Below are 12996 nucleotides of genomic sequence, written 5' to 3'. Positions count from 1 at the left end.
GGCCCCCGGAGAGGGCGTTCGTCGCGCGGGGTGGGGGATGGGCCGATGTTTGAGGCGGAGACATGGATCATCCGGCATCGCCGGATGATCCATGTCTCCGCCGAGTTCGGCGGGGCCCCCACCCCGCGCGACGAACGCCCTCTCCGGGGGCCGGGCAGCTCGGCACGCCCTACCCCTCTCCGCGCACCGCCAGCACGACCTCGTGCGCCTCCGTCTTCCCCGGGATCTCCCACCGCTCGATCATCCTGCGGATCGCCGCCTCCGGCACCGCCGCCTCCCGCGCGCGGTTCTGCGCGAACAGCGCCGCCGCCGGCACCTCCACGTAGACCACACGGACCCTCGCCCCGTAGTCCGCCGCCATCTGCAGCACGGGCCCGCGCCGCTGTCGCGACAGGTTCGTCGCGTTCCACACGAACCGCTCGCCGCGCCGGAGGTGCTCCTTCGCCCGCTCGCGCGCCGCCTGGACCACCTGTCCTTGCGGTTCGGTCGGATCGATCTCGAGCTCGCTCCGCAGCGCATCCATGGAGACGACCGGCCAGTCGGCGAGGTGGTTGCGGACATAGGTGTCCTTCCCGGCGCCCGGGAGCCCGCTCATCACCACGACCTCGACGCGCGTGTCGTCGTAGACCTCCACGTCCGGGTGGCGCCCGCCGGTGAGGTCGGAGCGGAAGTACACGACGCGCGTGTGATCCGACGCGAAGGCGCGCGGCGCCCGGTAACACCCCTCGTCGCGGCAGAACTCGCGGAAGAGCTCGATGCTGTCGACCACGCGGCCCATGTCCGCGCAGACGCGCCCGCGGATGTCGGCCTCGGCGACGAGCGCCAGCAGGTCGCAGCGCGCGTGGAGGCTGATCTCGGCGGCGACGCGCCGCGCGTCGTCCCGCTCGATGAGATAGAACGGGATCTGATGGTAGCGCACGAGCGCGCACACCTGCTCGCGCAGCGCGAACGGCGCGCCGAGCTCCCAGAGCAGGCGGCGCGCGAGCAGCTCGCCCGCGCGCGAGTGGCCCTTGGCCGTGATCCTCCCGTCCTGCTCCCGGGTGGTCGCCGGCTTCGCCACGTCGTGGAGCAGGCAGGCGAGGTACACGACGCGCTGCTCCTCCGCCGGCAGCGCCCGCCACTCGGGCAGCCCGAGGAGCGTCTCCAGCACCATGCGGGTGTGGATCCAGACGTTGCCCTCGGCGTGGTGGATCGGGTCCTGCGGGCAGCCCTCGAGCGCACGGACCCAGTCGAAGACCTGGAGCTCGTCCCAGGGGACACGCTCCGGATCGGGCGTGAGGAGGTCGAGGAGCGAGGACGCGGACGACATGACGGAGCACCCCATGGCGGGCGCGCGCCGGACGCAGGCGCGCAGCGCGCGAGGATCGTAGCATGTCCGCGCCGGGAGGTCGGTGCTACCCTTCCGCCGCCATGTCCGCCAAATACCCGCGCTCGTTCCACCTGCCATGGTCGCCCGGCGGCACGTCCGACGACAAGAGGATGGCCGACGTATCGGGGCTGCTCGGCGTCGAGATCGTCATCACCGAGAAGTGCGACGGGAGCAACCTCACGTACACGCGGAAGAGCGTCTTCTCCCGCTCGCACTCGGGCCCTCCGTCCCACCCGAGCTTCGACCTCGCGAAGGCCACGCACGCGAGCATCGCTCACCGGCTCTCGGACGGCATGTCGCTCTTCTGCGAGTATTGCTATGCGGTCCACTCCATCGAGTACGAGGCGCTGCCGGGGTATTCGCTGGTCTTCGGCGTGCGCGACGACGCGCTGGGGCTCTTCTGGGAGTGGGATATGGTCGTGGCCCAGGCGAAGGATCTGGGGCTCCCCACGGTGCCTGTCCTGTTCCGGGGCATCGTCGAGAGCGAGCGCGAGCTCGAGGCGCTGACGAGCGGGCTCGCGCGCGAGCCCTCCGCGTTCGGCGGCCAGCGCGAGGGGGTGGTGGTGCGGGTCGCGGGCGAGTTCCCGGACGTGATGTTCCAGCGCAGCCTCGCCAAGTGGGTGCGGCGCGGGCACGTGCAGACGGACGAGCACTGGATGCACCAGGAGATCCGGCCGCAGAAGCTCGCGGCGGATCCGGCGGGAGGGCCTCCGCCCTGAGGCCGGCGGCGCGGCTACCGTCGTGAGGCCAGCGCCGCGAGCCGGTCGCAGAGCCTCTCGCGGAGCGGGCCGTAGGTCTTGCGGTAGTCCTCCCAGTCGAGGCGCTCGTCCGCGACGAGCTCGCGCCAGTACGGGTTCGCGGCGCCGTAGTCGTGGATGGCGCCGGTCTCGGCGATCTGCACGGCGAAGAGCGGCACCCGGAGCGCGTGGAAGAGCTTCTTCTTCGAGGCCTCCGGCTCCTCGTCGAAGCGGGCGCCGGCCTTCTTGAAGTCGGACGCGGAGCGGCTCGCGGCCGAGGCGGCGAGCTTCTTCCTGTCGAGCTTGAACGCGAAGGGCGGTCTCGTCTCCTTGAGCCGGTGATCGGGCGGGAGGAACAGGCACTCCAGCGCGAAGACGCTGTGCTCGGCGATGGCGTTGCGGAAGGTGTCGAGCCCGTGCAGGACGACGTTGATGCCAGGCGAGAACGCGAGGTCCTGCCTCGCGTCGCGGCGCGCGAGGACGGCGACGAAATCCTCGTCGGACGTCGAGGTCGCGGTGCCGTACACGCGGGACCCGGTGCGGAAAACGCTGTGGACCTCGCCGTCGGTGCGGCCGAGGACGCGGAGCACGGTCGAAAGGCTCATGGCGGAGACCTCGCTCGAGGGGCCCCGGAGGATTGCCTCGTTCCCGTCCCGGAGCAACAAGGGCTCCCATCTCCTCGAGGTCTCGACGCCCCCCGCGCGCGGCACGACAATCCCCCGGTGCGCCTCCTCGCCGTCTGCTGGCTCTCCCTCATCCCCCTCCTCGCCGGCTGCCATCACCGCGACGGATCGCGCCACGACGACGGGTTCCGGGCCCGGCTCGCGCACGGCTGCCGGAGCGGCCGGGACCCGCCGAGGACGCCGCGGGCGCGCGAGCTCTACCGCCCGTGCCGACCGACGCGGCACCAACACAGGTGGTGCCCCTCTCACCACCTGCCCCGATGATCCCCAACCCCCGATGATCGTCGCGCTCCTGTGAACCTGGCGTTCCCCTGACCTTGTACGTACCGTGCTCACGCCGCCGCCGCGGGCGGCGTCTCTGCGCTTCCAGGAGGGTCCATGGCCGTCGCCGACTCGCTATCAGCACATCCCCAGAAGACCGATCATCCACCCGAGGCCGTCGAGCGGCGGGTGGCGGACGCCCTCGCCGCGCTGTCGCTCGAGCAGAAGGTCCGCCTGCTGACGGGCGCCGACTTCTGGAGCACCTACCCAGAGCCCGCCATCGGCCTGCGCCGCATGGTCGTCTCGGACGGTCCGGTCGGCGTGCGCGGCGAGCACTGGGACGAGCGCGATCCCTCGGTGAGCCTCCCCTCGGCCACCGCTCTCGCCGCCACATGGGATGAGGCCCTCCTGGAGCGCGTCGGCGCCCTGCTGGCGTCCGAGGCGCGGCGCAAGGGCGTCGATGTCGTCCTCGGGCCGACGGTCAACCTGCACCGCAGCCCGCTCGGGGGCAGGCACTTCGAGTGCTTCTCCGAGGACCCGCTGCTCACCGGTCGGATCGGCGCGGCCTACGTCCGGGGGCTGCAGGCCCACGGCGTCGGCGCCACCCCCAAGCACTACGTGGCCAACGACTCCGAGACCGAGCGGTTCACCGTCGACGTCCGCGTCGATCAGCGCACGCTGCGCGAGCTGTACCTCGCGCCCTTCGAGCGGATGATCGTCGGCGCGCGCGCGTGGCTCGTGATGGCCTCGTACAACGCGGTCAACGGGGCGACCATGACCGAGAACGCCCTGCTCGACGCGCCGCTCAAGGACGAGTGGGGTTTCGACGGGGTCGTGATCTCGGACTGGACCGCGACCCGCTCCACCGAGGCCGCAGCCCGCGCGGCGCTGGACCTCGTCATGCCTGGCCCGGAAGGGCCGTGGGGCCGGGCGCTCGTCGCCGCGGTCCAGCGCGGCGCGGTGCCCGAGAAGGCCATCGACGACAAGGTCCGCCGCCTCCTGCGCCTCGCCGCCCGGGTCGGCGCGCTCGAGGGCGTCGCGCCGGCCGCCGCCGCCCCGGCCCAGCTCCCCGCCGCCGAGGCCGCCCGGCTTGCCCGCGAGACCGCCGCGGCCGGCATGGTGCTCGTGCGCAACCAGGGCGACGCGCTCCCCCTCGACGCGGCCAGCCTGCGGCGCGTCGCCGTGATCGGCCCCGGCGCCGCGCAGGGGCGGATCCAGGGCGGCGGCAGCGCCAGCGTGCACCCGCACTACGCCGTCTCGCCGCTCGACGGGCTGCGCGCCGCGCTCGGCCAGCGCGCCGAGGTGCTCCACGCGCTCGGCGCCCGCATCCACGAGGGCCTCGTGCCGGTGGCCGGAGACCAGGTTGTCGACCCCGTGACCGGCACAGCCGGCGTGCACGTGCGGCTCCTCGACGCCAAGGGCCACGTCGTGCACGAGGAGCATCGCGACGTGGGGCGCCTCACGTTCATCGGGGACGAGCGCGCGACGCGGGCCGCGACCATCGAGGTGACGGCGCGGTTCCGCGCCGCCGCGGCGGGCCGCTACCGGATCGGCGTGGCCGGCGTGGGCGCCTACCGCCTCACCGGCGGCGGGCAGGTCCTCTTCGACGGGATGATCGCGCCGGACAAGGACGACCTCGCCGCGGCCCTGCTCGCCCCGCCGCAGCGGGCGGCCGAGCTGTCCCTCGCCGCCGGCCAGGAGATCGACCTCGCCCTCGCGCACTCGGTCTTTCCGGGCACGATCGCGGTGGCGTTCTCCCTCGGCGCCGAGGTCCCCGCGCTGCCCGACGAGGAGGAGCTCGCGCGCGCCGTGGAGCTCGCGCGCTCCTCCGACGTGGCGATCGTGGTCGTCGGCACCACCGAGGCGATCGAGAGCGAGGGCTTCGACCGGAGCACGCTCGCGCTCCCTGGCCGCCAGGACGAGCTGGTCAGCGCGGTCGCGGCCGTGAACCCCCGGACGATCGTGCTCGTGAACTCCGGCGGGCCGGTGACCCTGCCCTGGCGCGACGAGGTGGCCGCGGTGCTCCTCACGTGGTTCCCGGGCCAGGAGCTCGGCAACGCCGCCGCCGACGTGCTGCTCGGCGCCGTGGAGCCCGGCGGCCGTCTGCCCACGACGTGGCCGTCGCGCGACGAGGACGTCCCCGTGCTCTCGACGAAGCCCGAGAACGGCAAGCTGGTCTATGCCGAGGGGCTGCACGTCGGGTACCGGGCCTGGGCCCGCGCCGGCGTCACCCCGGCCTACCCGTTCGGGCACGGCCTGGGCTACACGCGCTGGGAGATCGTCGACATGGACGCGCCGCCGAGCGTCGCCGCCGGCGCGGCCGTCGAGGTGCGGGTGCAGGTCCGCAACGTCGGGACCCGCCGCGGCCGTCACGTGATCCAGCTCTACCTGTCGCGGCCGGGCTCCGCGGTCGAGCGCCCCGTGCTCTGGCTGGCCGGCTTCGCCTCCGTCGAGGCCGAGCCCGACCAGACGGCCGAGGTCGTCGCCACCATCGAGGCGCGGGCCTTTGCGCACTGGGCGGCAGGTCGCTGGCAGGTCGAGCCCGGCGTGTTCACGCTGCACGCGGGGCACTCGGCCACCGTCCTGACGAGGCAGACCGCGGTGAACGTGGACGCCTGAGGGCCTGAGGGCGCGCCGGCGTGGGCCTGCGAGGCTCCCGGTGATGGGGAGTCCCGGGCAGCGCGACGCAGGGGGGTGGCCGGATTTGAACATGAAGGCGGGAAGGCGGGAAGAAAAGATCAATGATCTTCCCGCCTTCCCGCCTTCATGTGCATCACTCCGGGGCAAATAGGGCCACCACCCAACGATGAACGATGAACGATGAGGGAAAGGCGAGTCATGCAGGAAAAGCACCCTGTCCTCGGCCAGCGCGGATCGTTCGCCAGAAGAGGCGATGCGAGCACGGGGAGCAGACCGACATCTGGGCGTTCAGCGTGGTTCTTTACGAGCTCATCACCGGACGGCGGCCGTTCAGCGGGGAGAGCCTGGGCGCGGTGATCGCGGCGAGCTTCAGCAAGGAGCCGGTGCCGACGACCCAGCTCGGCGCAGGTGACGAGGAGCTCTGGTCGATCCTCCGGCGAGGCCTGGCCAAGGCGCCGGCCGAGCGGTGGCCGAGCATGCGGTCGCTCGGCCGCGCCCTGGCGTCCTGGGCTGTCGAGCGCGGGGTCACGGCGGACGTGGCCGGCACGTCGCTCGCGCACCAGTCGCTCGCGCGGGGGGTCGACGCGCCGCTCACCGCGGAGCGGGCCGCGCCGGTCCTCGCGGCGACCGGCGCCGTCTCCGCGCCGGCGGCGCCGCGCCCGCCCGGTGCAGGGAGGACGCTGCTCGCGTCGCCGGCGGCCGCGGCCACGCCGGCCGGGCGTCGGGGATCACGCCGCCGCGCAACTACGGCGCCGCGGCGGTGATCGGCTCGAACCTGTACCTGCAAGGAGGCGACGGGTCGTCGGGCTGCGGCGCGCCGTTCGAGCAGAACCCGATCGAGGAGCTCTGGCGGTACAGCCCGAACAACCGGAAATGGACCCAGCTGTCGCCGGGCGGTGATCCGCTGGTCAAGCTCAAGCGACATGTCGCCGCGGAAGTGAACGGCACCATGTATGTGTTCTCGGGGTGGGGCTTCGCCTGCGACGGCGACGTCGGCCCCGGTCAGCTCTGGAACCGCGACGTCTATTCGTTCGATCCCTGAGCGGGGCACGAGAACACCGCACCGGCGGCGAGCGCGCCGCGCTACCCGGCGGCAGCGCGGAAATGGTACTGCGCGCTCATGCGCTCGCTCGCGATGGTGCTGTCCCTGGCCGCGCTCCTGGCCGTGGGCGCGCCCGCTCCGGCCAGGGGCGACGAGGCCGGCCAGCCTCCGGCAGGCGCGCCCGCGCCGCCGCAGGCCGCTCCCCCTGGGGACGCGCCCGCGGCCGCGGCGGCGGCGCGGTGGTGCGCGCCGGAGCTCGCCTCGCTGCCCGGCGAGGCGTGCGCCTTCCTGCCGGCCAGAGCGGCGCCTGGCCCGCGCGTGCTCGTGATCTTCCTGCACGGCGTCGTTCAGCCCGATTCAGGGTGGCAGTGGGCGCAACAGCGGGGCGCGGCGCGGGCCGGCGCCCGGCACGGCGTCGCCGTGATGATGCCGCGCGGCCGGCGAGGGATCGGGCCGAAGACGATGGAAGACTGGTGGTGCTGGCCCACCGCCGCCGCCGCGCAGGCGGCCCACGAGGACGCGCTGCTCGCCGGGTGGGACGCGGCGCGCGCGGAGCTCGAGCGGCGCGCTGGCGGGCGCTTCGAGCGGGTGCTCGTGTTCGGCTTCTCGAACGGCGCGTACTACGCGACGTCGCTGGCGATGCGCGGGCGGCTGCCGGTCGACGGGTACGCGGCGTTCGCGGGCGGCTCGGGCGCGCGCTACCTGGAGCGGGCAGGCGCGCGGACCCGGCTGCGCGTCCCGGTCTTCGTCGGCTGGGGCGGCAAGGACCCGGCGCACCGGGACCAGGTGGCGCTCGCAAAGATGCTCCGCCGGCTGAAGTGGCCTTCGAGGTCGCTCGGCAAGAAGCGCGCGGGACACGCGATGATCGACGATCAGGTCGACAAGGCGTTCGCGTTCCTGAGCGGCAAGCGAGGCGCGGTCAAGGAGCCCGGCAGAGGGCGCGGAGCTCGTCCGCGATGAGGGACGCACAGGCAGCCGCCCCGGATGGACCGCCCCCGCGCGCCCGCGGCGGACCCGAGAGCCCGCTCAACCGCCGTCGACAGGCCCGCCCCGCGCCGCTGCGCCGGCCGGCGTGGGCGCCGGAGCGTCCCTGGCCGGTACCTGGAGCATCGCGTAGTCGATCGTTGTCTCGTTGTGCAGCACGGTGAGCACCACCATGTCCCCGGGCGCGCAGGCGTGCAGGTAGCTCTCCAGCCCTGTCATCGAGTGGACGGGTCGCCCGTCGACCGCGAGGATCACGTCGCCCGGCTCCAGCAGGGGGGACGTGAAGCTGCGGATATCGATGCTCGCGATCCTCACGCCCTCGCCTGCGGTCGGCTGGATCGTGAGGTGCCACGGCGCCGGGACGACGGTCGCTGCTGACGCGGGGCGCGACGGCTTCTCTCGTTGCGCGGTCTCCGCCGGGCTCGCCGGCGCGGCTGCGCGGGGCTGCGTGGCGTCTGCGCGCGGCTGCGTGGCCTCGACGCGCGGGCAATCTCCGCGGCAAGCGGCGACAGCGAGCGGGACCAGCGGGGTGAGCACGCGGGATAGCCGCCGAGCCCACCCGTACGCGCCGCGCGCACCGGGGGGTCGATCTCGCTGCTGACTTGTGTGCATGGCCTCTCGGCGCCCCCGGCCTCCCAGCCTTCCGAGGTGCAAGATCCCAACCAGCGATTCTCCGCCGCTGTCCGGGCCGTTGTCGGAAAGCAGGGAGGGGTTCCGTCCCGCGGCGCGCCGCGATCACGCGCGGGCGAGCCGTGGCGCCGGACGGAAGTGCGCGGGAAACACCCGCTCGAGGAACTCGTTGCGCAGGAGCCCGTCGGGATCGACGAGCTCCTTCAGCCGGACGAACTCCGGGAGCGCGTGCGCGTACATCGCCTGGAGATGCTCCGCCGTCGCGTGGACGTTCTTCACCAGATGGACCCGCCCGCCGAGCTCGAGGGTGTGCGCGCTGAGCTCGGTGAGCCGCAGGCGGATCCGGCACACGCTGTCTTCATCGCTGCCCGCGAAGGCGACCGTGACCGCGAACCCGTCGGCCCCGTAGTTCGCCGACAGGAGGAACCGGTCGCCCTGGATGTGGAGCACATCGAGCAGCAGCGGCGGGGTTCCGTCTCGTGTCGCTATCTCATCGATCCTGTTCATGAAATCGACGAGCCGCCGCAGGCTGTCCTCCGGGGCGCCCGGGTCGTAGGGGATCATGAAGGTCTGCTGCACCGTGATCATTGGCGCCCCAAGGGTCTGCCCGATGCGGTTCGCGAGGACGTTGCCGTCCATGAAGAACAGGAAGCCCATGAGCTCGTCGACGTTCGGGCGCGAGACATCGAAGACGAAGCGGTCGATGAGGGTCCAGACTCCCCGGCTCACCACGGACGTCCGCATCAGCCACTCGATCGGGACGCGGAGCGGGTACCCGCGGCGGTGGTTCAGCAGCGGGCGGAGCGCGTGCGACGTCCCCGCGACGTACCGCGACCGCAGGACCATGCTCTTGCTCCCGTCGAGGGTGTGGAAGGCGATCGAGTAGAGCGCCTCGGGGACCCATCCGTCCTCGACCGCGCTCCCTCCCTCGGAGGGCAGGAGCTGCTCGGCGCGCGGGACGAGCATCGCGGCGAGCTCGTCGAGCGACCCGCAGCGCGTCGCCTGGGTCACGACCCGGATGGGGGTCCCTGCCGGCGCGACGCGTGCGATGCGGTACGTGACGTCGAGCACCGCGCCGAGGTAGCCGAGCCCGCCGATCACCGCGTGGAACAGCGCGCTCGTCGGCTCGTCGCGGCTCAGGGAGAGCAGCTGCCCGTCCAGGGTGAGGAGCGTCAGCCGCTCGACGTAGTGCCCCTCCTTGCCGCCGGTGCCCGAGAAGCGAGAGAGGCAGTCTCCGGAGACCGTGCCTCCCGCGGTGGCGTGGCTCGTCGATACGACCGTGTACGGCACGAACCCGCGGGCGGCGAGCTCACGGGCGATGGCACCCCACGGGGTGCCGGCGCCCACGGTCATCTGCGCGCCCTCCTCGTCGATCTCGATGGAGGTGAAGCCCGTCATCGAGATCACGATGTCGTCGTTCAGGGCCTGCCCGTCGAACGACTGGGCCCCGGCGCGGAACGTGATCCTGCGCCCTGTCCGCCGCGCCATGCCGAACAGCACCCTGAGCTCCTCGACCGACGCCGGGGTGTACAGGTCTCCACACGACTGGTGCTGCCCGCCATAGCCCTGGAGCATGCAGAGCGGCTTTCGAGGGATCTCGTCGAGCCGCGGCGGCAGCGGCGCGCCCCCGACGTACGCGCCCCCCCCGCCCGCTGCCCCTCGCGTGGATCGCCGGTGCGCCCCGCTGACGAATCGAGCGACCACGATCAACCCGAGGCGGGCGGGAGGGACAGGTTGTCTATCGTATCGACCGGTTCGAGGGCGGGGCGCATCCCGCCAGCGTCGCTCTAAAGGCCGCGGATTTCTACGTGGATATTTCGCCGGGGCGCGGACTGCTGGAAGCGGCGGATGAGCTCCGCGACGTCGTGGTCGATGTAGGACGCGTTCTGGGCGTCGACGACCACGTGGGTGTCGCTCGGCAGCCGCTCGAACAGCGCGACGAGCTTGCCCTGGGTGAAGAAGTAGGCCGCCTTGTTGAACCGGATCGTCACGCGCGCCCCCTCGTGGATCACGTCGAAGACGCGGGACATCTGGGTCCTCAGCACGAAGAGGACGCCGACCGCGAGGCCGATGGCGATGCCCTTCAGGAGGTCGGTCAGCACGATGGCCACGATCGTCACCACGAACGGGATGAAGTGGCTCCAGCCGAGCTTGTGCATCTCGGCGAAGATCTTTGGCTTGGCCAGCTTGTAGCCGGTGACGAGCAGGATCGTCGCGAGGCACGCGAGCGGGATGTGCGAGAGCAGCCCTGCGGCGAAGACCACCGCGAGCAGGAGCAGCGCGCCGTGCGTGAAGGCGGAGACCCGCGTGCGCGCGCCGGCGTTCGTGTTGGCGCTGCTGCGGACGATGACCGACGTGACCGGGAGGCCCCCGGCGAACCCGGAGAGCATGTTGGCGAGCCCCTGCGCGACGAGCTCCCGGTTCGGCGGCGACTTGCGGTGCCACGGATCGATCCGGTCCACGGCCTCCAGGTTGAGCAGCGTCTCGAGGCTGGCCACGATCGCGAGGGTCACGCCCAGCACCCAGACCTCGGGCCGCAGGATCGCGGACCAGTCCGGCAGCTGGAGGACGCTGAGCAGGCCCTGCGCCCCGTCGCCCATCGGCAGCGACACGAGGTGCTTCTGATCGAGGGCGAGCGACGGGACCGCCGTCTTGAACAGCTCGTTGCCGAGCGTGGCGACGACCACGGCGATGAGCGGCGCGGGCAGCCAGGAGATCTTCGCGAAGCGCGTCTTCTCCCACCCGACCAGGATGCCCAGGCAGACGGCGCTGATGAGGAACGCGCCCCACTCGATCGCCTGCGGCGCCTGGGCCAGCATCGTGAAGGTGTTGCCGCCCTCGACCTGGAACGACTCGGAGGCGAAGTTGTCCTGGTCGAAGCCGACGGCGTGGGGGAGCTGCTTCAGGATGAGCAGGACGCCGATGGCCGCCAGCATCCCCTTGATGACGGAGGAGGGGAAGAAATGGCTGATCGCGCCGGCCTTCAGCAAGCCGAGCGCGAGCTGCAGGACGCCGCCGATGACCACGGCCATCGCGAAGGCCTGGAAGCTCTGCAGGGTGGCGATGCCCGCGACCACGATGGCCGCGAGCCCCGCCGCCGGGCCGCTCACGCTGAGCGCGGACCGGCTCACGAGCGGGATGACGAGCCCTCCCACGACCCCGGCCACGATGCCGGCCAGGAGAGGGGCCCCGGACGCGAGCGCGATGCCCAGGCAGAGCGGCAGGGCGACGAGGAAGACGACGAGGCCTGCGGGGATATCGTACTTGAGGTTCGCGCGGAGGCGCGGATCGAGCGGCGGCGCGCTGTCCGCAGGAGGCGCCACCTGGATGGGGATTGCTGTTGCGCTGCCAGGGACGCCAGCAGAATCGGTACGGGAGTCTGCGCGCTCCGATCCGGCGCTTGCTTGGATGGCATTCGGGAACTGCATTGAACGGGTCCTCTTTCCAGTGATCCTTGGTTCAGTGCCTGTGAGGTGCTCAGCCGGCGCGCCGGTAGATCGTGGTCTCCGGTAACGCCGACGGGGGCGCCGCCTCGCAGATGGGCCCGAATTGCCCGGTCGAATGCTCGAACTGATATACCTGCCCTGTCTCGATCTTGAAGACCCAGGCGTAGACCGAGAGCTCGCCGCGCGCGAGCCGCGCACGCACCGTCGGGTGCGTCCTGAGATTCTCGATCTGGGCGAGCACGTTCTCCTCCACCGTGATCGTCAGCCGATCCTCCCCCTCGATGTGCGGGTAGTTCTCCTGCACCAGGCGGCGGGTCAGCTCCGCGTGCTGGAGCCACCCCTTGACCGCCGGCAGCTCGTCGAGACCCGCGGGATGGAGCAGCCCGCGCATCGCCCCGCAGAGCGTGTGGCCGCAGACGATGATGTGCTTGACCCCCAGGTGCGCGACCGCGAACTCGATCGCCGCGGCCTCGCTGCCGTTGCTCGCGCCGTACGGCGGCACGATGTTGCCGACGTTGCGCACGATGAAGATGTCGCCCGGCTGGGTCTGCGTGATGAGGTTCGGGTTGATCCGGCTGTCCGAGCACGTGATGAACAGCGCCTCGGGCCGCTGACCCCCCGCCAGGTGGCGGAAGAGATCCTGATGTGAGCGGCAAACCTCGGCATGGAACTTGTGCAACCCGTCAGCGAGCTTCTGCATGGAACAAACCCTCTCGTTGACCGCGCCGATTCAGCGCGGCAGTCGTCGTGAACACCTCCGGTTTCCAGATCCTCCGCGCCCGGCCGCGAGCGGCCTCAGCCACGGAGCTAGGAGATCAATTCAGGAAACGTGGTGGAGGACGACGAAAAGGAGGGTGAGGGACGGGCGACGCGACGCGGGGGGGGCGGAGATCGGCCACGAGGTCGACCCGCGCCCGCCCCTCGCCGTCGCTCGACACCGCGTGGAGCGCGCGGCGGTGATGGGACGAACCGCGGAACGGCAGGTGCAGCCCCGCGAGATCACCTTGATCGATCTCGATGGATCCGGTTCGAAACGCCCCCGAAACATCCGAGCTGCTCGCTTCGATGATGCTGAGATTCCCCCGTACCAGCGTAACTGGGGCGAGGATCAGCGCGAAGAGCAGCGCGAGCCGAGGGAGAAATGACCGGAAACTCAGCATCGTTCAGGGATGGATAGAGCGTCGGCCGTTCGAACCGGGGTAGA

The 12996-nt window shown here is 71.9% G+C and carries 12 protein-coding genes; 5 read left to right on the top strand and 7 right to left on the bottom strand.

Annotated elements, in window-relative coordinates; genetic code table 11:
* Window positions 1-169: 169 nt before the first annotated feature.
* Entirely contained in the window at window positions 170-1309 is a 1140-nt protein-coding gene (locus tag WMF28_RS34620; RefSeq protein WP_437597791.1) for an AAA family ATPase, read from the bottom strand.
* 101 nt (window positions 1310-1410) lie between these two features.
* On the opposite strand from WMF28_RS34620, the gene WMF28_RS34615 reads away from it, so the two are divergent.
* On the top strand, window positions 1411-2088 hold the full coding sequence (locus WMF28_RS34615; RefSeq protein WP_437597789.1) for an RNA ligase family protein: 678 nt from the start codon (window positions 1411-1413) through the stop codon (window positions 2086-2088).
* A gap of 14 nt (window positions 2089-2102) precedes the next feature.
* On the opposite strand, the gene WMF28_RS34610 is transcribed toward WMF28_RS34615, so the two are convergent.
* Window positions 2103-2711 carry a hypothetical protein gene (locus WMF28_RS34610; RefSeq protein ID WP_437597788.1) on the bottom strand — a complete coding sequence of 203 codons (609 nt, stop codon included), beginning with the start codon at window positions 2709-2711 and terminating at the stop codon, window positions 2103-2105.
* Window positions 2712-3167: 456 nt separating this feature from the next.
* Between WMF28_RS34610 and WMF28_RS34605 the strand changes: the two genes are divergently transcribed.
* The 4 genes from WMF28_RS34605 to WMF28_RS34590 all read left to right on the top strand — a co-directional run bounded on the left by WMF28_RS34605 (window position 3168) and on the right by WMF28_RS34590 (window position 7692).
* Entirely contained in the window at window positions 3168-5669 is a 2502-nt protein-coding gene (locus tag WMF28_RS34605) for a beta-glucosidase (RefSeq protein ID WP_437597786.1), read from the top strand.
* Window positions 5670-5863: 194 nt separating this feature from the next.
* Window positions 5864-6454 (top strand): protein kinase, encoded by a 591-nt coding sequence (locus WMF28_RS34600; protein WP_437597785.1) that lies wholly within the window; start codon window positions 5864-5866, stop codon window positions 6452-6454.
* Complete coding sequence (locus tag WMF28_RS34595; RefSeq protein ID WP_437597784.1) at window positions 6451-6732, top strand: hypothetical protein; 282 nt, start codon at window positions 6451-6453, stop codon at window positions 6730-6732. The genes WMF28_RS34600 and WMF28_RS34595 overlap by 4 nt, the downstream gene beginning before the upstream one ends.
* A 78-nt stretch (window positions 6733-6810) precedes the next feature.
* Window positions 6811-7692, top strand: coding sequence for an alpha/beta hydrolase (locus WMF28_RS34590; RefSeq protein WP_437597783.1), 882 nt, complete (start codon window positions 6811-6813; stop codon window positions 7690-7692).
* A gap of 66 nt (window positions 7693-7758) precedes the next feature.
* On the opposite strand, the gene WMF28_RS34585 is transcribed toward WMF28_RS34590, so the two are convergent.
* The 5 genes from WMF28_RS34585 to WMF28_RS34565 form a co-directional block, all read right to left on the bottom strand.
* Window positions 7759-8253 (bottom strand): PDZ domain-containing protein, encoded by a 495-nt coding sequence (locus tag WMF28_RS34585; protein WP_437597782.1) that lies wholly within the window; start codon window positions 8251-8253, stop codon window positions 7759-7761.
* A gap of 198 nt (window positions 8254-8451) precedes the next feature.
* Window positions 8452-10050 carry an FAD-binding oxidoreductase gene (locus tag WMF28_RS34580; RefSeq protein ID WP_437597781.1) on the bottom strand — a complete coding sequence of 533 codons (1599 nt, stop codon included), beginning with the start codon at window positions 10048-10050 and terminating at the stop codon, window positions 8452-8454.
* 83 nt (window positions 10051-10133) lie between these two features.
* Window positions 10134-11669, bottom strand: a complete 1536-nt coding sequence (locus WMF28_RS34575) for a SulP family inorganic anion transporter (protein WP_437597780.1) — start codon at window positions 11667-11669, stop codon at window positions 10134-10136.
* 154 nt (window positions 11670-11823) lie between these two features.
* Window positions 11824-12492, bottom strand: a complete 669-nt coding sequence (locus WMF28_RS34570; protein ID WP_437597779.1) for a carbonic anhydrase — start codon at window positions 12490-12492, stop codon at window positions 11824-11826.
* A 115-nt stretch (window positions 12493-12607) separates the two neighbouring features.
* Window positions 12608-12952 (bottom strand): hypothetical protein, encoded by a 345-nt coding sequence (locus WMF28_RS34565; RefSeq protein ID WP_437597778.1) that lies wholly within the window; start codon window positions 12950-12952, stop codon window positions 12608-12610.
* Window positions 12953-12996 lie beyond the last annotated feature (44 nt).

This window comes from Sorangium sp. So ce590 (genome assembly GCF_051521365.1).
In the GTDB taxonomy this organism is placed as follows: Bacteria; Myxococcota_A; Polyangia; order Polyangiales; family Polyangiaceae; genus Sorangium.
This window is presented reverse-complemented; position numbering and strand designations above follow the sequence as displayed.